General features: G+C 44.5%; 22 protein-coding genes. 21 read left to right on the plus strand and 1 reads right to left on the minus strand.

Features of this window, described 5'->3' with window-relative positions; all coding sequences use genetic code 11:
* The first annotated feature begins 97 nt into the window (after positions 1-97).
* The 17 genes from murB (at position 98) to ACFQV5_RS21950 (ending at position 17,244) form a co-directional block, all read left to right on the plus strand.
* Entirely contained in the window at positions 98-1,003 is a 906-nt protein-coding gene (murB, locus tag ACFQV5_RS21870; RefSeq protein WP_379249973.1) for a UDP-N-acetylmuramate dehydrogenase, read from the plus strand.
* Positions 1,004-1,019: 16 nt separating this feature from the next.
* Complete coding sequence (murA, locus tag ACFQV5_RS21875) at positions 1,020-2,303, plus strand: UDP-N-acetylglucosamine 1-carboxyvinyltransferase (RefSeq protein ID WP_379249975.1); 1,284 nt, start codon at positions 1,020-1,022, stop codon at positions 2,301-2,303.
* Positions 2,304-2,367: 64 nt separating this feature from the next.
* A complete protein-coding gene (locus tag ACFQV5_RS21880; RefSeq protein WP_379249977.1) occupies positions 2,368-3,135 on the plus strand; it encodes a cell division protein FtsQ/DivIB in 768 nt (255 codons plus the stop codon).
* A gap of 197 nt (positions 3,136-3,332) precedes the next feature.
* Positions 3,333-4,610 (plus strand): cell division protein FtsA, encoded by a 1,278-nt coding sequence (ftsA, locus tag ACFQV5_RS21885; protein WP_379249979.1) that lies wholly within the window; start codon positions 3,333-3,335, stop codon positions 4,608-4,610.
* Between the two features lie 57 nt (positions 4,611-4,667).
* Complete coding sequence (gene ftsZ, locus ACFQV5_RS21890; protein ID WP_379249981.1) at positions 4,668-5,798, plus strand: cell division protein FtsZ; 1,131 nt, start codon at positions 4,668-4,670, stop codon at positions 5,796-5,798.
* 261 nt (positions 5,799-6,059) lie between these two features.
* Positions 6,060-7,043: a sigma-E processing peptidase SpoIIGA gene (gene spoIIGA, locus ACFQV5_RS21895; protein ID WP_379251124.1), complete on the plus strand. Its 984-nt coding sequence runs from the start codon at positions 6,060-6,062 to the stop codon at positions 7,041-7,043.
* A 212-nt stretch (positions 7,044-7,255) separates the two neighbouring features.
* Positions 7,256-7,978, plus strand: a complete 723-nt coding sequence (sigE, locus tag ACFQV5_RS21900; protein WP_379249983.1) for an RNA polymerase sporulation sigma factor SigE — start codon at positions 7,256-7,258, stop codon at positions 7,976-7,978.
* 77 nt (positions 7,979-8,055) lie between these two features.
* Positions 8,056-8,838: an RNA polymerase sporulation sigma factor SigG gene (sigG, locus tag ACFQV5_RS21905; protein ID WP_379249985.1), complete on the plus strand. Its 783-nt coding sequence runs from the start codon at positions 8,056-8,058 to the stop codon at positions 8,836-8,838.
* 130 nt (positions 8,839-8,968) lie between these two features.
* Entirely contained in the window at positions 8,969-9,316 is a 348-nt protein-coding gene (locus ACFQV5_RS21910; protein WP_379251126.1) for a YlmC/YmxH family sporulation protein, read from the plus strand.
* A gap of 85 nt (positions 9,317-9,401) precedes the next feature.
* Positions 9,402-10,250: a peptidoglycan editing factor PgeF gene (gene pgeF, locus ACFQV5_RS21915; RefSeq protein ID WP_379249987.1), complete on the plus strand. Its 849-nt coding sequence runs from the start codon at positions 9,402-9,404 to the stop codon at positions 10,248-10,250.
* An 8-nt stretch (positions 10,251-10,258) separates the two neighbouring features.
* The gene (locus ACFQV5_RS21920) at positions 10,259-10,948 is read left to right on the plus strand and encodes a YggS family pyridoxal phosphate-dependent enzyme (protein ID WP_379249989.1); all 690 of its coding nucleotides are present in this window, start codon (positions 10,259-10,261) and stop codon (positions 10,946-10,948) included.
* A gap of 2 nt (positions 10,949-10,950) precedes the next feature.
* Complete coding sequence (locus ACFQV5_RS21925; RefSeq protein WP_379249991.1) at positions 10,951-11,397, plus strand: cell division protein SepF; 447 nt, start codon at positions 10,951-10,953, stop codon at positions 11,395-11,397.
* An 8-nt stretch (positions 11,398-11,405) separates the two neighbouring features.
* A complete protein-coding gene (locus tag ACFQV5_RS21930) occupies positions 11,406-11,675 on the plus strand; it encodes a YggT family protein (RefSeq protein ID WP_379249993.1) in 270 nt (89 codons plus the stop codon).
* A 26-nt stretch (positions 11,676-11,701) separates the two neighbouring features.
* The gene (locus tag ACFQV5_RS21935; RefSeq protein WP_379249995.1) at positions 11,702-12,484 is read left to right on the plus strand and encodes a YlmH family RNA-binding protein; all 783 of its coding nucleotides are present in this window, start codon (positions 11,702-11,704) and stop codon (positions 12,482-12,484) included.
* A 202-nt stretch (positions 12,485-12,686) separates the two neighbouring features.
* On the plus strand, positions 12,687-13,181 hold the full coding sequence (locus tag ACFQV5_RS21940; protein WP_379249997.1) for a DivIVA domain-containing protein: 495 nt from the start codon (positions 12,687-12,689) through the stop codon (positions 13,179-13,181).
* A gap of 439 nt (positions 13,182-13,620) precedes the next feature.
* Positions 13,621-16,707 (plus strand): isoleucine--tRNA ligase, encoded by a 3,087-nt coding sequence (ileS, locus tag ACFQV5_RS21945; RefSeq protein ID WP_379249999.1) that lies wholly within the window; start codon positions 13,621-13,623, stop codon positions 16,705-16,707.
* A 183-nt stretch (positions 16,708-16,890) separates the two neighbouring features.
* Positions 16,891-17,244, plus strand: coding sequence for a DUF5665 domain-containing protein (locus tag ACFQV5_RS21950; protein ID WP_379250001.1), 354 nt, complete (start codon positions 16,891-16,893; stop codon positions 17,242-17,244).
* Between the two features lie 79 nt (positions 17,245-17,323).
* Here ACFQV5_RS21950 and ACFQV5_RS21955 read toward each other — a convergent pair whose 3' ends face one another.
* Entirely contained in the window at positions 17,324-18,061 is a 738-nt protein-coding gene (locus ACFQV5_RS21955) for a TraR/DksA C4-type zinc finger protein (protein ID WP_379250003.1), read from the minus strand.
* Between the two features lie 210 nt (positions 18,062-18,271).
* Between ACFQV5_RS21955 and lspA the strand changes: the two genes are divergently transcribed.
* The 4 genes from lspA (at position 18,272) to pyrR (ending at position 21,981) form a co-directional block, all read left to right on the plus strand.
* Positions 18,272-18,772, plus strand: coding sequence for a signal peptidase II (gene lspA, locus ACFQV5_RS21960; protein ID WP_379250005.1), 501 nt, complete (start codon positions 18,272-18,274; stop codon positions 18,770-18,772).
* Positions 18,773-18,840: 68 nt separating this feature from the next.
* A complete protein-coding gene (locus ACFQV5_RS21965; RefSeq protein WP_379251127.1) occupies positions 18,841-19,755 on the plus strand; it encodes an RluA family pseudouridine synthase in 915 nt (304 codons plus the stop codon).
* A 129-nt stretch (positions 19,756-19,884) separates the two neighbouring features.
* Positions 19,885-21,138, plus strand: a complete 1,254-nt coding sequence (locus tag ACFQV5_RS21970) for an LL-diaminopimelate aminotransferase (RefSeq protein WP_379250007.1) — start codon at positions 19,885-19,887, stop codon at positions 21,136-21,138.
* A gap of 288 nt (positions 21,139-21,426) precedes the next feature.
* Positions 21,427-21,981 (plus strand): bifunctional pyr operon transcriptional regulator/uracil phosphoribosyltransferase PyrR, encoded by a 555-nt coding sequence (pyrR, locus tag ACFQV5_RS21975; RefSeq protein WP_379251129.1) that lies wholly within the window; start codon positions 21,427-21,429, stop codon positions 21,979-21,981.
* Positions 21,982-21,983: the final 2 nt, after the last annotated feature.

The following is a 21,983-nucleotide window of genomic DNA, read 5'->3' on the forward strand; positions in this document are numbered from 1 at the left end:
TCTCACCCAAGAGGCCGGAATCATCCAGAGCGGCCATCTCTTCGCAAAGCCGAGGAATGGCCTTTTCGGTTTTGAAGTTAAGGGAGGTTTTAGTAAGATGCAGCAGTGGGAATTACAGCTATCGCAATCAAACGTTGGAGCAATATATAAGAATGAACCGCTGGCAAAATATACAACCTGGAAAATAGGCGGACCTGCCGATGTTTTGATTGTCCCGGATACGAAGGAACAATTGGCAGAACTGATCGCTATTCTTCATCTCCACAATATCCCGTGGACACAGCTTGGGCGTGGATCGAATATGCTCATATCCGATAAAGGAATACGCGGAGCTGTCATCAAGCTGGGTCAGGGATTTGACGAGGTAGTCTTTGACGGAGACATGGTAACAGCCGGAGGCAGTATGTCATTCGTTAAACTTAGCGTTCTGGCCGGTAAAGAAGGTTTGACCGGACTTGAATTTGCTGGGGGAATACCTGGATCTGTTGGAGGGGCTGTCTATATGAATGCCGGTGCCCACGGGTCTGATGTGTCACGCATATTTAAGTCCGCTGACATTGTACTGGAGACAGGGGAATTGGTTCAATATGCTGCGAATGATATGGAGTTTGATTATCGTCATTCCGTTCTTCATGACCGGAAGGGAATCGTAACCCAAGCGGTATTCCAACTTAAACGCGGCGACCGTAAGGAAATCTCAGCAGCTATGGCGTCTTATAAGGACAGACGGCGCCGTACACAGCCACTTCAATCTGCAACAGCTGGCAGTGTATTCCGAAATCCGCCCGGAGATCATGCGGCACGCTTGATCGAGGCAGCGGGTCTGAAGGGGCTTCGAATCGGAGGCGCAGAGATTTCCCGACAGCATGCCAATTTCATCGAGAACACCGGTCAAGCGACAGCAGAGGACGTGCTCGCCCTAATGAAGCAAGTTCAGGAAATCATCGCGGAGAAGTTCGGAATCAATCTGGTGCCTGAAGTTTATGTCATGGGGGAGCGGTAAACTCGGAGGTGATACATTGGACAAATTGGTGATTGAGGGCGGAAGCCCCCTATCAGGAACCATACGTATCCATGGAGCAAAAAATGCCGCTTTACCGATTCTAGCGGCGAGTCTTCTTGCCGAAGGAAATGTTCGGCTAAGTAATGTTCCGCATTTACTCGATATTGAAGTGATGCTGGACATTCTGAGTCGTCTCGGTTCAAAATGCAAGCATGAGCTAGAGACAGTCACTGTGGATACTTCATCTGCCAATTCGTTTCATGTACCAGAAGATTTAATGAAGCAGATGCGATCCTCCATCTTTTTGATGGGTCCTCTGCTAGCAAGGTTCGGTGAAGTTACCATTTATCAGCCAGGGGGTTGTGCGATCGGAGAACGGAAAATCGATCTGCATCTTCAGGGGCTTCAGGCGCTTGGTGCTGAAATCGAGGAAAGCGATCAAAAGATTCACTGTAGAGCAAGCCGTTTAGTAGGTTCGGATATTCATCTTGAATTCGCTAGTGTAGGTGCGACCGAGAACATAATGATGGCCGCTGCTACAGCGAAGGGTACAACGGTGCTTACGAATGCGGCAAGGGAGCCGGAAATTCAAGATCTACAGCATTTTTTGAACAAAATGGGAGCGAATATCATAGGAGCAGGTACGGACACCATTACAATTCATGGTGTAGAACGACTTGAACCATGTGATTATGAAATTATTCCCGATCGTATCGTCGCTGGGACAGTTATGATTGCGGCAGCCGCTACACGAGGCTCTGTGACGCTGACCAGATGCAATCCGTCGCATCTAAATTCTCTTATACACGTGCTAAAGCGCGCTGGTGTTCAAACTAGTATCTGCAATGATATAATGAATATAAGCTGTATGAGCCGTCCTAAAGCAGTCGAGCGGATTGTGACATCTCCATATCCCTCGTTTCCGACGGACTTGCAATCTCAGGTAATGGTACTCTTATCACTTGCAGATGGATTCAGTGTGATGAAAGAAACGGTTTTTGAAGGCCGCTTCAAACATGTAGAAGAACTTTCTCGTATGGGCGCGGATATTTCCACAGATATGAATTGTGCATTTATACGTGGAGTAAAGCGGATTTATGGTGCAACTGTGGAGGCGACAGACCTGCGGGCGGGAGCTGCGTTAGTTATTGCAGGGCTTGCTGCGCAAGGTACGACAGTAGTGGAACAGATTCACCATATTGATCGTGGCTATGATCGGATTGAGAATATGTTCCAAGGTTTGGGTGCCAAGATTATTCGTCAGGCGCCAGTACCGAAGTCACTAGATTTAGCCAATTGACCATGTCCTGAAGCATCCCTCCCTTGTTTGGGAGGGGTGACAGGCCTTTCTGGAGAGGTAATCAATGCCAAAGAAACAAATTCCTGTCCTGAAAGAGGACAGGCCTAAACCGAAAACCGGCAAGAAAATCATATTTATATTAATGCTATTGTTCTTAGCTTTGCTGGTTGTACTTTTTTTTAGATCACCAGTTAGCAAGGTTACAGAGATTCACTTTACCGGAAATACGTTTAATACGGAAGAGCAGTTAAAAGAAACGACGGGGCTCACTGTTGGAGTACAATACTTTAGTGTAGACCCTGACGAGGTAAAGGAACGTTTAGCATCCTTAGGAACCATTGAAACAGTAGAAGTGGACAAGCAATTTCCTGGTGTGGTAAATGTTAATGTTGTTGAATATCCAACAGTCGCCTATGAACTATCAAAGGATGGGAATTTGCAGGCTATATTGGCTAGTGGTAAATCGATTGCTGTTTCAGCGAGTGGAATCGCTGTGGAGAAGCCGATTTTGACCCAGTGGGATCCGGAGGATCCAAACAAGGCTAAACTCTCGGAAGTTTTAGCCGATATACCTAACAGTATGACTTCTGACATTTCGGAAATTTTACCATCACCAACTCCTTCTTTTCCAGACCGTATCAAATTATACACTCGGTCTAAATTTGAAGTGATTACTGCTGTATCTCTGCTCCGTGATAAAGTGGAATATCTCAATCAAGTGATTGAGATGGAACAACCAGGTATCATTACAATGCTAGAGGCGGATTCCTACGAGCCTTTTAATCCAGAAAACCTAGAACAGGGGGGCGAAGGTACCCCTACTCAGGAGTAGGAAGAAATGTTACAATTATACGTATTGACACATTGCTTCTCTCCCTCTTTTTTCTCTGACTTTTTGGGCTGTTCCTGACAAATGTTGGCACTAAAAAAATTGTAGAAAAAAGAGGGAAAGCCCCGCGCGTGTTGAATAAGTAGAAAAGTGTTATTATATTAATAATTTACAATGAGAGAAACAGGAGGTGCCAGAGCTTGAGCAACAATGACATCATTGTTAGTTTGGACATCGGTACATCCAAAGTTCGTGCTATTATTGGGGAAATTAATAATGGAACCTTTAATATTATTGGAGTTGGATCTGCCGACTCGGAGGGAATTCGAAAAGGTGCAATTGTAGATATCGATCAGACCGTACAATCCATTCGAAGTGCAGTTGATCATGCGGAGCGTATGGTTGAAATTCAAATATCCGAAGTGTACGTCGGCATTTCTGGGAATCATATTGGACTTCAATCGAGCCACGGTGTTGTGGCTGTATCGAACGAGGATCGGGAAATTGGTGAGGATGACATCGACCGAGTGCTGAAAGCAGCTGAGGTTGTAGCAATGCCCCCAGATCGCGAAATTATCGATGTAGTTGCTAGACAGTTCGTAGTAGATGGTTTAGAAGGGATCTCTGATCCCCGTGGAATGATTGGCGTACGACTTGAAGTCGAAGCGACAATTATTACAGGTGCTAAAACGGCCATACATAATCTTTTGCGTTGTGTAGAAAAATCAGGCCTGAAAGTTAAAGACCTTGTGTTAATTCCTTTAGGCGCGGGACAGCTTGCACTTTCTAAAGACGAGAAGACAATGGGTTCTGTGCTGGTTGATGTCGGTGCTGGATCGACTACACTAACTGTATTCGAGGGAGGAAGCATATCTGCAACCTCAACTCTACCTATTGGCGGAGACTTTGTAACCAATGATATTGCTTATGGTCTCCGGACGTTAACAGATCAAGCCGAGAAGGTGAAGCTGAAGTACGGTTGTGCGTTAATGGATAATGCAGCACCGGAAGTGACGTTTAAAGTAACTCGGATCGGAAGTAATGTGGACAAAGAGTTCACTCAAGAGGATCTCGCAGCCATTATTGAACCTCGTGTTCAAGAAATTTTTCAATTGGTACACCAAGAAATAAAGCGCTTGGGTTACAGTGACCTTCCTGGAGGTTATATACTTACGGGTGGCACAATGTCGATGCCTGGTGTGCTAGAGGTGGCACAGAACGAACTGGCGACTTCCGTTCGAATTGCGGTTCCCGATTTCATCGGTGTACGTGATCCAGGATATTGTAGCGGAGTCGGAATTCTCCATAATGCGATCCGGAATGTACGGGTTCGTCCGAGTGGAGGAAACAGTAGTAACAACACGAAGAAACCGGTGAACCGCGCGAAGCAAAATCCTGCCGCAGCAACTCAGGAAAGCAGCAGCCAGAAGCCGGGATTTATAGAACGTTTGAAAAATATGTTCAGCGAGTTTATATAGCGGGTTCATTTGACAGTGGACGTGCCATCCGCGCACATTGAGGGGGAGATGGATTAGATGTTGGAATTTGATTTTGAAATGGAGAGCTTGGCCCAGATTAAAGTAATCGGGGTAGGCGGTGGCGGTAGTAATGCAGTAAACCGCATGATTGAAAACGGCGTTCAAGGTGTTGAGTTTATAACGGTGAATACGGATGCTCAAGCGTTACACCTTGCAAAATCCGAACATAAATTACAAATTGGTGATAAGCTTACACGTGGACTTGGTGCTGGAGCGAATCCTGAAGTGGGGAAGAAGGCAGCTGAAGAGTCCCGCGACCTGATCATGAACACATTGAAAGGTGCAGACATGGTGTTTGTCACTGCAGGTATGGGTGGCGGAACAGGTACTGGAGCAGCCCCAGTTATCGCTGAAATTGCTAAAGAATGCGGTGCATTGACGGTAGGCGTAGTAACACGTCCTTTTACTTTTGAAGGCCGTAAACGTGCTTCTCATGCAGAGCTAGGGATTGAAGCTCTGAAAGAGAAGGTAGACACCCTAATTGTTATTCCGAATGACAGATTGCTGGAAATCGTAGATAAGAAGACTCCTATGCTTGAAGCGTTCCGTGAAGCGGATAATGTCCTCCGTCAAGCGGTACAAGGTATTTCTGACTTGATCCAAGTACCAGGTCTAATCAACCTTGACTTTGCCGATGTGAAGACGATTATGACAGAGCGTGGTTCCGCGCTTATGGGTATTGGTATGGCTACTGGCGAGAACCGTGCAGCTGAAGCAGCTCGTAAAGCGATTATGAGTCCGCTCCTTGAAACTTCGATTGAAGGTGCACGGGGCGTAATCATGAACATTACAGGCGGGGCAAACCTGTCTCTTTATGAAGTGAATGAAGCTGCGGAAATTGTTACTTCCGCGTCTGACCCAGAAGTGAATATGATCTTCGGTGCGATTATCGAAGAGAATATGAAGGAAGAGATCAAAGTTACGGTGATCGCTACTGGCTTTGAAAGTAAGCCAATGCAGGCCGCACCGCAACCAGGACGTCGTCCTGTATCGGAAGGTGAAGGACAAGCTCAACAGCAACAGACTGACAAAAGTAATGTGAACCTGAGACCATTTGGCAACCAGGGAAACAATGATCAGTTGGATATTCCGACATTCCTTCGCAATCGCTCCCGTAACAACGATTAATTTAATGAAAGCCTGCTTCTCTCTTAGGAGAGAGCAGGCTTTTTTTATTTTCAAGGTAAATATTAAGCTATCTATTTCACAGCGATCGAAATAACTAATTTGAATTGTCCTCTATAAACTGCCTCACATCGACAAAAATAGTCGGTGGACAACCCACAGATTTAGACAGACTTTGATTTCTATTCTTTTTATACTAAAAACAACTCCCACAGCCCAGAAGAACAATAACCCGGGAAAGATTCCGTTAGGCGGGTGAAGACCCTGGTTGTCTATATCGATCTAATCTTTCTAGCAAACCTGCTCATCGACTTTATATTGCTTGCCCTTACAGCTTGGATGAGAAGATTAAAGCCCAAGTGGTGGAGAGTCTCTCTATCAGCAGCGGTAGGTGCAATGTATGTTGTAATGATGTTTGTGCCTGATCTGACATTTATGTTTACGTTTCTGATTAAGTTCGGGCTCTCTTTATTGATGTTGTGGATTGCATTTGGAGTAGTCAGCTTGCAAAGTTATTTACGGAACTTGGCGGCTTTTTACATGGTGAACTTTGCAGCAGCCGGGGGGATTATCGGTTTTCATTATTTACTACAAAATTCGGGAGAACTATTCAGTGGAATCTGGTATACAGCCTCGGGTGGGCTTACGTTTGAATTAAAAGTTGGGTTTTGGTTCGCTTGTATAGCTTTCTTTGTAGTAATACTCGTCTTTAAGGGAGTACAAACCAATCGTCGTCAAGTGGAGAATAGAGAAAGTTTATTAGGTCATGTCACAGTATACATCGGAGATAAAACAATTATGTGTACGGGATTATTTGATACGGGTAATCAACTGAGTGATCCGTTGTCACGAACCCCGGTGATGGTAATGGAAGCCTCCTTATGGGAATCTGAGTTGCCTCCTGCTTGGTGCGAAAAGCTAGCGGAGGGTGAACCGGATAAACTCATTATGGAGCTGGGAGAAATTGATTTCGAATGGCAAGATAGGTTAAGGCTTGTTCCCTATCGTGGGGTTAACAGAGGAGCGGCATTTATGTTGGCGTTAAAGCCCGACTCAGTACGGATCGAACTAGGAGGTAAGGAATACTTCTCAACGAAAGTACTTATTGGATTTGATGGTGGCAAACTCTCGGGTGAAGGTGCCTATCGTGCCATTATTCATCCTAGTCTTACAGAGGGGGACGGAAAAGTAGTTGAACACTCCGATTCTGATACGCAAAATTTCGGGATTCAGGAGAATCTATTGTAAGTTGATATGAGAGATGAGTTGCTTTATAGAAGTCTATATCTGCTGAGATTGTAATGGTAAGAGTTTCTCTTCGAGAAATAAGACTACGCTTACGAAGTAAGTTTCCTTACAGGAAACTAAGACTATGCTTACGAAGTAAGTTTTCCTTTGGAAAACTAAGACTATGCTTACGAAGTAAGTTTCCTTACAGGAAACTTTTAGGAGGATAAAAAATGCCTGTAAAATGGAGATTGACGCTACAACTTCAGTATTATCGTGTTTTGTTTTTTCTGGGATTAAAAAGTCAGGAGATCTATTACATTGGTGGTAGCGAGGCACTTCCTCCCCCACTTACTAGAGAAGAAGAAGAGTTTCTTCTGCAAAAACTACCTTCTGGAGATGCTGCGATTCGCGCGATGCTAATTGAACGTAACCTGAGACTTGTAGTTTATATTGCTCGGAAATTTGAGAACACAGGCATCAATATTGAAGATTTGGTTTCCATTGGGGCCATTGGATTAATTAAAGCAGTAAATACATTTGATCCGGAGAAAAAAATAAAACTGGCTACATACGCTTCGCGCTGTATTGAGAATGAAATTCTCATGTATTTGCGCAGGAACAGCAAAACCCGTAGTGAGGTGTCTTTTGACGAGCCTTTAAACATTGATTGGGATGGCAATGAACTGCTCCTTTCTGATGTGCTGGGGACCGAGAATGATACGATTGGCAGGAACATCGAGGAACAGGTAGACCGTAAACTTTTGCAAAAAGCACTCGACAAATTAAGTGACCGGGAGCGAATGATTATGGAACTCCGTTTCGGTCTTCAGGATGGGGAAGAAAAGACGCAAAAAGACGTGGCAGACCTGCTTGGCATCTCACAATCTTACATTTCCCGATTGGAAAAGCGGATTATAAAACGACTGCGAAAAGAGTTCAACAAGATGGTTTAACTGGTAAAGGTCAGGAATAAAATAAAGACCCAGGGAGATAATGAACATTAATGTTTCTCCTTGGGAGGTTAGTCATCATGACCCGAAACAAAGTTGAGATTTGTGGTGTGGATACAGCGAAACTGCCAGTTCTGACGAATGTGGAGATGAGGGAACTTTTTCATTCCTTACAGCAGAACAATGAACGATCAGCAAGAGAGAAATTGGTTAATGGTAACCTGAGATTAGTGCTTAGTGTCATTCAACGTTTTAACAACCGCGGTGAATTCGTGGATGACCTGTTCCAAGTAGGGTGCATAGGCCTCATGAAAGCCATCGATAATTTCGATCTATCGCAAAACGTTAAGTTTTCGACCTACGCCGTACCGATGATTATTGGAGAAATACGTCGCTATTTAAGGGACAACAATCCGATTCGAGTATCCAGGTCCTTAAGGGATATCGCTTATAAAGCGCTCCAAATCAGGGATCAGCTTACGAATTTAAATTCACGTGAACCAACGATATTTGAGATTTCTGAAGCGCTGAATGTGCCTAAGGAAGATGTCGTATTTGCACTAGATGCCATTCAGGATCCAGTCTCCTTGTTCGAACCAATATATAATGACGGTGGCGACCCGATTTATGTGATGGATCAAATCAGTGACGATAAGAACAAGGATATATCGTGGATTGAGGAAATTGCGTTACGTGAAGCAATGCATAAGCTGGGACAGCGAGAAAAAATGATTTTGTCGATGCGTTTTTATGAGGGGAAGACCCAGATGGAAGTTGCTGATGAGATTGGTATTTCTCAGGCTCAAGTTTCACGTCTTGAAAAATCAGCCATTAAGCAAATGCAGAAACATGTCAAAACATAAAGTCGTAACTGAATATGAACTACAACACGATCCCTTTTTTGGGATCGTTTTTTCTTTGTCTTAGAAAAAGAAGTTATTTTGCGTGCTTCCAACATATATTGAAATATAATACAAACACATCTAGGGTGTGATGATTGTGATACCAGATAATCAGATGGTGGGGAAAATGATGAAAATTTCCGATTTCCAAACTAAAGATGTCATCAATATTATTGATGGCAAAAGACTCGGTCAAGTGAGCGACTTGGAACTTGATTTAAGGCAGGGACGAATTGAAGCTATTGTTGTTCCGAGTTACGGGAAATTCATGGGGCTATTTGGTGGCGGCAGTGACCTGGTTATTCCATGGCGAAATATAGTTAAAATCGGGTCGGACGTTGTTTTGGTGAAGATGGAGGAAGTTAGAAGGGTACCTGAAGAACAGGAGCCTGCAGGCTATCTGGAGCGACCTGAGCGGGGAGAACGAAGAACATATTGAATTCAAATATTTGCCTGATTCCTTTTGGCTGATAAAATGCAACGATATATCCATTTCTGTTACACTGTTGTAGAGGTGAATTAACATGGAACCGTTTAAAAAACAAGATTATCAGGGGCCGAACTTGTTTGTGCTGGAATCATGGAATGAGGAAGGAACCGGCCTCACAGCCGGTTTTAGCGGACGGGGAGGTGGAGTAGGGACTGGGCCATATGATAGTCTGAATTTAGCTCTTCATGTAGGAGATCGTCCAGAGGATGTAATTGCGAATCGGAAGCTGACGGCAGAAGCACTTGGCTTCTCTCTCGAAGACTGGACATGTGGTGAACAAGTGCACAGCAATGAAATTGCCGTAATTGGGCTAGAGGAACGAGGAAGCGGCAGTCTTGATCGGGAGTCGGCCATACAGGATACCGACGGGTTGTTGACTAATACTCCTGGCGTACTGCTTGCTTCCTATTACGCAGACTGTGTACCACTGTATTTTTGGGATCCGGTTAAACACGTAGCAGGACTCGCCCACGCAGGCTGGAAAGGGACTGTATCGGGAATTGCAAGTCGTATGATCGAGAAGATGACAACTGAGTTTGGCAGTCGTACTGAAAATGTCCGGACGGCTATTGGGCCATCTATAGGTCAATGTTGTTACGAAGTAGATGATAAGGTGATGTCAAAGGTAAACGATTTAGGTTTACTTGCACCGGGTAATAACATGGACTCAAGTTTGTTTTATATCGATAAGGGAAACGGTAAATATATGCTGAACTTGAAAGAAATAAACAGACACATTATGATAAAAGCAGGAATATTGACGGATCATATCGAATGTACTTCTTGGTGTACAAGCTGTCGTAACGATTTGTTCTTTTCATACCGTAAGGACGGCGGTACAACAGGGCGTATGGCAAGCTGGATCGGAATGAGAAAGAGGTGAGTCTTCCCTTGAGTTTGATAGAGCGCATCAGTCAAGTGGAACAGCAGGTGTCGGAGGCTTGCCGCAGAAGCGGAAGGAACCGTGATGATGTTAACGTGATTGCAGTAACCAAATATGTTTCGGTTGCTAAGACCGCTGCCGTATTGGATCATGGTATCCATCATATCGGGGAGAATCGCTGGCAGACTGCCGAGGAGAAATGGCGTGCTCTGGGTGAGCGAGGTATTTGGCATTTTATCGGTCATCTCCAGACGAACAAGGTGAAAGATGTAGTTGGTAGGTTTCAGTATATTCATTCACTGGATCGACTATCACTTGCCAAAGAGTTGGAGAAAAAAGCAGCTGCTCTGAATATACAGGTATCTGCATTTATGCAAGTGAATATTTCGGGAGAAGCAACGAAATACGGTCTGCAGCCTGAGCAGGCTTTGCCGTTTCTTAAAGAAATCAACCACTTGAAGCACGTAAATGTGATCGGACTTATGACTATGGCTCCTTTTGAATTATCCGCAGAGGATACGCGTCCCGTGTTCCGTGGATTAAGACAACTAAGGGATGAGCTGAATATTCAGGCACTTACACCGGAGCCGATTACTGAATTATCCATGGGAATGTCCAATGATTTTGAAGTAGCAATAGAAGAAGGGGCGACCTGGGTACGTCTGGGCTCAAGTTTAGTTGGAAAAGAGGAGGAGTGACAATGGGCGTCATGAACCGGTTTATGAATTTTCTAGGATTGCAGGATGAAGAAGAGGTTGTGGAACGCGAAGTACTCACTTCGCAAGAAGAGCCGGTGGAAACACCACCATTTGAGAACCGCAAAAATGCAAAAGGCGGTAACGTTGTGAGTATACATTCTCAGAAAAATGTAAAGGTTGTTTTGGTAGAACCTCGTTCCTATGATGAGGCTCAAGATATCGCGGATCATCTGCGGTCTTTCCGCTCGGTTGTCGTTAATTTACAACGTGTTCGTAATGACCAGGCGCTACGGATCATCGATTTTCTTAGTGGCACTGTATATGCGTTGGGAGGCGGCATTTCTAAAGTGGGTGGCAATATCTTTCTGTGCACGCCAGACACCGTCGAGATTCAAGGTTCTATCACCGAGATTTTAGCAGACGAGCAAGAATACAACAGAATGAGGTGACTTAAGCTTTGAGCCAGAATATTTATGAACTAGTATTTTATGTGTTCCAGATTTATTTTTACATGATTCTCGTGTATGTACTGATGTCATGGCTTCCGAACGTACGTGAGAGCTTTATTGGGGAATTGCTTGGCAAGTTAGTTGAACCATACCTGGCTCCTTTTCGCCGGTTTATTCCGCCGATTATGGGGATGATTGATATTTCGCCGATCGTTGCATTGTTTGTTCTTCAGCTGGCGAGAAATGGATTGATCAGCGTACTCGGATTCTTTTTGTAATAGATACGCTAGAAGGGATTTAAGCGATGCAACTAGATATTTACGAACACTTTCACCGAGATGAGCGAGAGTTTGTAGACAGAGCTTGGGAATGGGTCGTGAATGCGGGCCAGTATCACGAGACAAAGCTAACCGATTTTCTGGATCCACGTCAGCGATTCATACTGGAAAGCCTCGTTAACCGTCATCCGGATGTACATGCTGTTTATGATGGGGGTTATCCTGATGCAGAACGTGTCCGTGCCTTGATTGCTCCCGACTACAAAGATCTCAGTGATGAAAACATGGGACTTAAGGTGCTGGGGATTACATCAGGAGATCAGAAGTTTCTTGCACTGGAACATGGAGATTACATGGGATCAGTACTTGGTCTTGGTATTAAACGTTCTAAGATTGGGGATATACATGTGCTTGAGGACGGTTGCCATGTAGTCGTTGCTGATGATATAGGCAGCTATCTGCATTTAAATCTTAGTCAGGTGCATCGCGTGCATGTGATGACAGAGCTTTTGTCTATTCAGGAGCTCCGTGTGAAGGAAACAAAGCTTGATACGATGGAGTTGACGGTGGCTTCGCTTCGTCTGGATGGTATTGCAAGTGATGTACATCGCATCAGCCGTACGAAGATAGTTATCCCCATTAAAGCAGGCCGCTGCCGTGTGAATTGGAAGGTGGTAGAGGATCCCTCTACCGTGCTGAAAGACGGCGATACGGTTTCCATGCAGGGCTTTGGCCGATTTAAAGTGCTGGAAACCGGAGGATTGACAAAGAAAGGGCGATACCGCGTCAAGGTCGGTAAATATACTTAAGCCATTTGAAGGATTTGCCGTTTTTTTGTCGAAACGTTCTAGAATAAAATTAATGTAAAATTTTTCAATATCAAGGCAGTAATAATTTATGATGATTATGCCGATACATCTGTTGACTGCTTTTGTAAACTGATTGGTGGTTCGGCTTCGGACAGCGGATTTTTACCGTCATGCGAAGCCATATTCTTAGGAGGTGCACATCATGCCATTAACACCGCTGGACATACATAATAAAGAGTTTGCCCGCCGTATCCGTGGTTACGATGAGGACGAAGTTAACGAGTTTTTGGATCAGGTCATTAAGGATTATGAAAGTGTAATTCGTGAGAATAAGGAATTGCACAACCAATTGATGTCTCTTCAAGAGAGATTGGATCATTTCGTTAATATTGAGGACACACTATCCAAGACCATTATCGTCGCACAAGAGGCGGCAGATGAATTGAAGAACAATGCGAAGAAAGAAGCTCAGCTGATCGTTAAAGAAGCGGAGAAGAATGCAGATCGAATCATAAACGATTCATTGAGCAAATCACGTAAAGTTTCATTGGAAGTTGAAGAGCTTAAGAAACAGGCATCTATTTACCGGACACGCTTTCGTTCCTTGGTTGAAGCACAGCTGGAACTTTTGAAGCATGATGGTTGGGAGTCACTGGAGAGCCGCGAACCAAGTCTGGAGCCCAAAGAAGTATACTAAGGGTAAGGGCGAATATCATATTGACTTTTTTTCATAAAGAGTCTATAACTAATAACATATTATGATTTGCATAAGTATTCGTTGATGGGAAAAGTACGACAGGAACTGATCCTCAGAGAGTTGGCGCCTTGCTGAAAGCCAATGTTCAGACCTTTACGGAAGATCCTCCCGGAGAAGTGAAGCTGAAAGCGCCATGCGTGTGTAAGCAGAACCGTCTGCCGAACGTTACATCGGCTCCGTGTTTAATAAAAGCATGGACTTGAGGTGTCGTTTCAGTGTGGTTTCCGTTAGGATTCTATGCTGAGCGAAATTAGGGTGGTCACGCGAGCCAGGTTCTCGTCCCTTTGGGGATGGGGCCTTTTTTTATTTGGCGATTTTTTCTCACAAAGAAAGCGCGAAGGATCGACAAAACCTTCAGTATCAAGAAAGGATGATCATTGTGAACAGAGTAGATGTCAAAGAAAAGGCGCGGGCGAGAGAGATCCGCATTTTGAAAAAGTGGAATGAAGAAGATACGTTTAAGAAAACGATGCAGAACCGTGAGGGGAAGCCTAACTATGTGTTTTATGAAGGTCCTCCAACCGCGAATGGTGCTCCGCACATTGGGCACGTATTAGGACGGGTAATTAAAGACTTTGTCGGCCGCTATCAGACGATGAAGGGCTACCACGTTATTCGTAAAGCTGGCTGGGACACACACGGACTTCCTGTTGAGCTCGGTGTTGAGAAGCAACTCGGAATTTCTGGTAAACAAGAGATTGAAAATTACGGCGTAGAAGCTTTTATTAAGAAATGCAAAGCCAGTGTGTTTGAATATGAGCATAAATGGCGTGAACTGACTGAGGCCATTGCATATTGGACAGATCTCGACAATCCATATATTACTCTGGAGAACAATTATATTGAGAGTGTATGGAACATTCTTGCTACCGTACATGATAAGGGACTGCTCTATCGAGGGCACCGCGTAAGTCCATATTGCCCATGCTGCCAGACAACTCTAAGTTCCCATGAGGTTGCCCAAGGTTATGAAGATGTTAAGGACCTGAGTGCTACAGCGAAGTTTAAGCTGGACGGTAGTGGAGAATACGTACTTGCATGGACAACTACACCTTGGACGCTTCCAGCTCATGTAGCTTTAGCAGTAAATCCAGATATGGATTATGCGCGTGTTCAACAGGAAGACGGTGTATACATTGTTGCAAGTAACCTGGTTGAAAAGGTTATGAAAGGTGACCATACCGTTCTGTCTACACTTAAGGGTTCAGAGCTTGTAGGCCAAACCTACACTCCGCCGTTCACATTCATTAATCCGGAAAAAGGTAATGTAATCGTTGGAGCTTCCTTCGTAACAGATGCCAGTGGTACGGGAATTGTACACATGGCACCAGCCCATGGTGAGGATGACTACCGTGTCTGCCGTGAGAATGGGATCAGCTTTGTTAGTGTTGTGAATGCTCAGGGTCGTTACACTGATGAAGTGAGCGACTTCGCAGGACGTTTTGTGAAAGACTGTGATATTGACATCGTGAAGGCTCTTTCGGAAAAAGGATTGCTGTACAGCAAAGAGAAATATGAGCACAGCTATCCGTTCTGCTGGCGTTGTAAATCTCCACTTCTCTATTATGCAATGGAGAGCTGGTTTATCGAGACAACTGCAGTTAAAGACCAACTGATTGCTAACAACAATTCCGTTACTTGGTACCCAGGTCATGTTCGTGATGGACGATTTGGTAAGTTCCTTGAAGATCTGGTTGACTGGAATATCAGCCGTAATCGTTACTGGGGAACACCGCTGAACGTATGGGTGTGTGAGTCAGGCGAGCATCAGTTTGCTCCGCATAGCCTTGCTGAGCTGCGTGAGCATGCGATTGGTGATGTACCAGAGGATCTGGAGCTGCATAAACCGTATGTGGACGAAGTGAAAGTAAAATGTCCTCACTGTGAAGGCGTAATGGAACGTACTTCCGAAGTGATTGATGTATGGTTTGATTCCGGATCTATGCCGTTTGCACAGTATCACTATCCGTTTAATGACGATGACCAATTCGAGCAGCAATTCCCTGCGGATATGATCTGTGAAGGAATTGACCAGACTCGTGGCTGGTTCTACAGTCTACTAGCGGTATCAACACTCTTTACAGGCAAAGCACCGTATAAAGCGGTTATGGCTACTGGTCATATCTTGGATGAAAACGGACAAAAAATGTCTAAATCCAAAGGAAATGTTATTGATCCTTGGGAGATTATTAACGAGTACGGAACCGATGCATTCCGCTGGGCTCTTCTTGCAGATAGCGCACCATGGAACAGTAAACGTTTCTCCAAAGGTATCGTAGGTGAGGCAAAATCCAAAGTAATCGACACCTTGGTTAATACACACGCGTTCTTGACGCTATATGCAGGCATTGATGGATACGACCCGGCTGAGCACGAGTTTAAGCCTTCTAACAACAAGCTTGACCGCTGGGTTCTGTCTCGTCTAAACAGCTTGATTCAAAATGTGAATAAAGGGCTCGAAGTGAATGACTTCCTAAATGCGGCTAAAGCGATTGAGTCCTATGTGGATGAGCTGAGTAACTGGTATATCCGCCGGTCTCGTGATCGCTTCTGGGGCAGCGGACTTGGCGAAGATAAACTCGCTGCTTACGGTACGCTCACGCAAGTCCTGCTTACATTGTCGAAACTGATGGCTCCTTTCACCCCAATGCTCTCCGAGGACATCTTCGTGAACTTGGGCGGAGGAGAAAGTGTGCATCTGGCAGATTTCCCACAAGCGGATGAGTCGATGATTGATAAGACGCTGGAGCAAAACATGGAAACTGCACGTCAAATTGTTGAACTTGCTCGTAATGTTCGGAATGAAACGGCAATTAAGACTCGTCAGCCATTGGCTGAACTTATCGTCTCCATGGATCGTGACTTTGATCTTGCGGATTATGAAGAGATCATCAAAGATGAGATCAACGTGAAGCAGATTATTGTTGAAACCAGCGATAGCGGTTTTGTAGACTTCACATTGAAGTTAAACCTGAAAGTAGCGGGTAAAAAATACGGTAAAAACGTAGGTTTCCTGCAAGGTTTCCTTAAAGGCATGTCCAGTGAAGAAACCCGTGCAGTGGTTCAAAGCGGTAGTGTAAATGTAACTTCACCAGAAGGTGAGGAGTTACAAATTACAGCCGAGGAGCTTCTGATCGAGAAACAAGCGAAGGAAGGTTTCGCTTCTGCTTCTGGTTACGGTCTGACTGTAGCGCTCAACACGGATATTACACCTGAGCTAGAGCAAGAAGGTTGGGTGCGTGAAGTGGTTCGCGCTGTACAAGATACTCGTAAGAAGCTTGATTTACCAATCGAGAAGCGCGTCGTTCTAACACTCGATGCTGATGAGGAACTCCAGGCTTCCATTACGGCTTTTGACCATGTTCTTCGCGACAACGTGCTTGTGACAGATGTTCATTTCGGACAAAAAGAAGGTATGGAGCAAGTTGAAATCGGCGGTAAAACGATCGGTATTCATATTGTTTAACCCATAGTTAACCCTTCTCTTGATTAAAGTTAAAAACCATGGTTACCAGACTATATCCGGTAACCATGGTTTTTTTATGGCTGAATAAAGAGGTTGAACTGAATGGTAAGGGGGATTTTGAAGCATAATAGCATAAATATGGACAGAAGTGAGAGGATATTGTGGAAAAAGGAGTCGATATGCATGGGGGAACAGATTGATGAGAAGCATCTGAGTAGTACCGATGTAACGCGGCAAGTGGAGAATGAAGCAGATCAGCTCAGTAAAATGTATTTGCTGACTGAGAAAATTGCAAACCAGTTGGAAAAATCCCGGATTGGGGATTATGCTCAGCTTTTGCATCGACCTTGGAAACTGATCGGATTAAATCTATTGGCAGGTTCGGCCAAGGGAGTCGGGATCGCAATCGGATTTACTTTTTTTGCTGCGACCATCATTTATTTACTACAAGCGCTCGGCGCACTGAATCTTCCAATCATTGGAGATTATATTGCTGACATTGTCCGTATTGTTCAGAGACAACTAGAGTTGACATAGAAGGCTGTCCGAAGAAACGAAAAAGCGGAGTCAGCCATTAAGCTGAAACCGCTATTGTTAAAATGGATAATGATGCTGATTAACCTAAAGGATCATCTTCCGGATCTGCATGAGGGTCCAGTATAAAACTTCCTTCGCCTTTATTTAAATAGTCGTAGTATTGATCACCACGGACGATGAATACTTCGGTATTGTCTATATTGGTAGCTACAAAGTTCTCATATATTTCAACAAAGCCGCCCTGGTCATCATTATCTTCAAAATCCATCTCGTTATAGCTGGATACATTAGGATTTTCAGCCATAGCTGGAGAATTAGAACTTCCCATGCTCTCGAGAATTTGTAGTGTATCTTCGCCATCGAATCCTGAATATTCATGTTCATCCAAACTTGACCGTCCAAAAGGTGGAGAGAGAAACTCTTCTTCTATCGGACGATTGTGAGATAAATGTTCACGCGGTGTATCCTCTAGGCAATACATCGTATCAGGAATTGCCTCCAGTCTTTCGAACGGAATGGGCTTGCCACATACGACACATGTCCCGTATTGTCCGTCCTTCATCGTTTCCAGTGAGAGCAGAACACGCTGCAATTCCAACTCAGCCCGGTCCTGGAGGGCGACATCTTTCTCACGTTCGTAAAGCTCTGTTGCCAGATCGGCAGGGTGGTTATCGATATGTGACAGCTCACCGGTATTATCGCGTTCGGCTACACTTAAACCATGGTCATCATTTTCGTTCAGACGTTCAAGCTCGGCTTTACGATCAAGCAGCTGTTTATGCAGCTGTATTAATTGGGATTCAGTTAAATGGGACATTTGCTGATGCTCCTTTCAGGTCTTGTTGCAGTCCGCATGTTCCTAAATATAGAGTGCGCTTTAATGGACACTTTTAGAGACGGAAAATCTTCACCTTATTGGACGGGAATGGACGTTTTCAAAGCCGCTGTGCTACAATAAGACGAACTCCAATTTGGATTTGTGGAGTGGTTCTTTTTGCACTAGACAAGATCGGAGTGACAAGTTACTGTGGCCTATTATTTAATTGCGCTAATTGTATTCCTCGTCGATCAGGGAATTAAATATTTGATCGCAACCCAGCTCGAATTGGGTGAACAGATTCCGGTAATTGGAGATTTTTTCGTTATCACATCTAGTCGTAATCGGGGTGCCGCGTTCGGCATTTTGCAGGATCAGCGATGGTTCTTCATTATTGTGACGACTCTAGTTGTTATCGGTATTATCTGGTATATGCGAAAAATGAAAGCTGAAGGACGTAAACTGTTGCCAACTGCACTTGCACTTGTTCTGGGTGGTGCACTTGGGAATTTCATAGACCGCCTCGTAATGGGAGAAGTTGTTGACTTCCTTCAATTTACTTTCGGCACCTATACATTCCCAATCTTTAATATCGCTGATTCTTGTATAGTCATTGGTGTGGGATTGATCATTTTGGACACCATATTGGACGGGAAGCGCGAGCAAGCAGTTTCCGGTCACCAGAGCTCCGGAAAGGAAGGGAATGAATAATTTTGCAAGATGGCAGAAGACTAGAAGATGAACAGCAGCACGATAAGAACGTGCAAGAAAATGAAGATATGAATGAGCATGAATGGACCGTAGATCCCAAGAACGTAAAAATGAGGATCGATAAATACATAGCGGAGGCGCTAGGTGAAGATGCGTCCCGTTCACAGGTTCAGATGTGGATTACCGAAGGCCATGTGAAGGTGAATGGCAGTCAGATTAAATCGAATTATAAGTTGAATGAGGGAGATCATATTTCTCTTGTTATCCCGGAAGTGGCAGCGGTTGAGATTATTCCAGAAGATATCCCTCTTGATATCGCTTATGAAGATAGTGACTTGATTGTTGTGAATAAGCCGAGAGGCATGGTTGTTCATCCAGCTCCTGGTCATCCGAATGGAACGCTTGTTAATGCGCTGATGCATCATTGCAAGGATTTATCCGGTATTAACGGCGAATTGAGACCCGGAATTGTTCATCGGATTGATAAAGATACGTCAGGATTGATTATGGCCGCCAAGAACGATAAGGCGCACGCTTCCTTAGCAGCACAGTTGAAGGAACATAGCGTGAATCGTCGTTATTATGCGCTTGTGCATGGCAACATTAGTCACGACCAGGGAACAGTGGATGCTCCAATAGGAAGAGATCCGCATGATCGGAAGCTGTATATGGTGACCGATCGGAATAGCAAACATGCGGTGACCCATTTTACGGTCGTGGAGCGGTTTGGAGACTATAGTCTTCTAGAGTTAAAGCTGGAGACAGGACGGACACATCAAATTCGCGTTCATATGAAATATATTGGACATCCTTTGGTGGGTGATCCTGTGTATGGTAAGAGCAAAGGTTTAAAAATGAACGGGCAGGCACTTCATGCTGCTGTGCTCGGTTTTGTTTATCCTGGAACGAACGAATATATGGAGTATTCGGCACCATTGCCGAATGATATGGAGGAACTGCTAGCGGTGCTTAGAAGCCGCTAGCGGTTTTTTTTATTATTCACTTGTTGAAATAATGCAAATCATCAGTTACATCATACATGGCTCATATTACGGTTTTGCGGCATATTTAACAATATATTAGACCGTATATTAAGGGGATGAGTGCAAATTATGAGTATCGATCAGGTGCAGGAAACATATATTCAGCAAAATTTTGCAGAACGAATTGGTGGGTCCAACTATGGGAAGGATACAGCTATCTATAAATTTGAGAAAATCAAAAGAGCCAAAGCGTCAGCTAAAAAGGAATTCCCAAACATTGAGTTAATCGATATGGGAGTAGGAGAGCCGGACGAAATGGCTGATGCGGCTATAGTAAGCAGGCTTGCAGAGGAAGCTGCAAAGCCCGAGAATCGTGGTTATGCAGATAATGGGATACCCGAATTCAAAGAGGCGGCTGTAGAGTATTTGGAACAAGTATTTAATGTAACTGGCTTGAACGCTGAAACTGAAGTGCTTCACTCTATCGGCTCTAAGCCAGCACTTGCAATGCTTCCATCTTGCTTCATTAACCCAGGGGACGTGACTATTATGACCGTACCTGGTTATCCGGTTCTTGGTACACATACGAAATACCTTGGCGGTGAAGTTTATACGGTGGAATTGAAAAAGGAAAATGCCTTCTTGCCAGATTTGAATTCTATTCCCGATGATATCGCTCAACGAGCGAAGCTTTTATATTTGAATTATCCGAACAACCCAACGGGAGCCAGTGCAACGGTTGAATTTTTTGAAGAGGTTGTAGCATGGGCTCGCAAGAATAACGTAGTGGTTGTCCATGATGCGCCGTATGCGGCACTCACTTACGATGGAATGAAACCCTTAAGCTTTTTGTCCATACCTGGAGCGAAGGATGTAGGTGTTGAGCTGCATTCGCTTTCTAAGTCTTACAATATGACCGGATGGCGAATTGGATTTATCGCTGGTAATCCACTTGTGATTAAGGCGTTCGGAGATGTGAAGGACAACAATGACTCAGGCCAGTTTATCGCTATTCAAAAAGCAGCTGCATACGCTTTGAAGCATCCTGAGATTACTGAGCGGATTGCAGCGAAGTACTCACGTCGTCACGATAAGTTAGTCGCTGTATTGAATGAACTTGGATTCAGAGCAGAAAAGCCAAAGGGATCATTCTTTCTGTATGTGGAAGCTCCGAAAGGAATTAAGGGAGGGCATCGTTTTGAGACAGGTGAAGATTTTTCCCAATATCTCATTCGAGAAAAACTTATTTCTACGGTTCCGTGGGACGATGCAGGACACTTTGTACGATTCTCAGTTACGTTTATCGCCAATGGAGAAGAGGACGAGAACCGGGTAATATCTGAAATTCGGCGTAGGCTTAGTGATGTGGAATTTGAATTCTAGTAAAGTTTACCATGAATTCGACTCCGACTTTTGTTGACAACCTTCAAATGGTCTGTCATAATTTAATCAATCGAATAGCACCTTTAAATCAGTCCCGTGAGGCTGGCAAGGTAACGTGAACGAAGTTCATGACTGGAAGGATAATTTCATCTGCGGATGGGAATTTATGCTTTCAACACAATCTCTTTGTGTGCACATGAGATTAACTCCTTGCCTACGGGCAAGGAGTTTTTTTGTGTGATTACACAAGATTGATGGTAAAGGGCTATAACCAAGGAGGGTCTTATGATGAGCAGTGAAAAGCATGTGATTATGGATGAAATAGCAATCCGGCGGGCTCTGACAAGAATTGCTCATGAAATACTGGAAAAGAACAAAGGGATTGAGGATTGTGTACTGGTTGGAATCCGAACAAGAGGCGTGTTCCTCGCTCAGCGGATTGCAGAACGTATCCAAGAAATTGAAGGCACACCGATCCCTTACGGGGAAATCGATGTAACCTCATATCGGGACGATCGGGAAGAGGAAACAGGCGGAACATCTAAGCAAGCCAAACTCACCCCGGAGCACCTGAATGTGCATGAGAAGAAAGTGATCCTGTTCGACGATGTGCTCTATACGGGCCGCACGATCCGAGCTGCAATGGACGCGATTATGGACTGCGGACGACCGCGGATGATACAACTGGCCGTGCTTGCAGATCGTGGCCACCGCGAACTACCGATCAGACCTGACTATATAGGAAAGAACGTACCGACATCGAAACACGAAGAGATAACCGTTGCACTTACGGAAAATGACGGCAAGGATGAAGTAACGATCTCACAGAGAGAGGAACGATGAAG

It is taken from the genome of Paenibacillus sp. GCM10028914, from assembly GCF_042666275.1.
Classification (GTDB): domain Bacteria; phylum Bacillota; class Bacilli; order Paenibacillales; family Paenibacillaceae; genus Paenibacillus_AQ.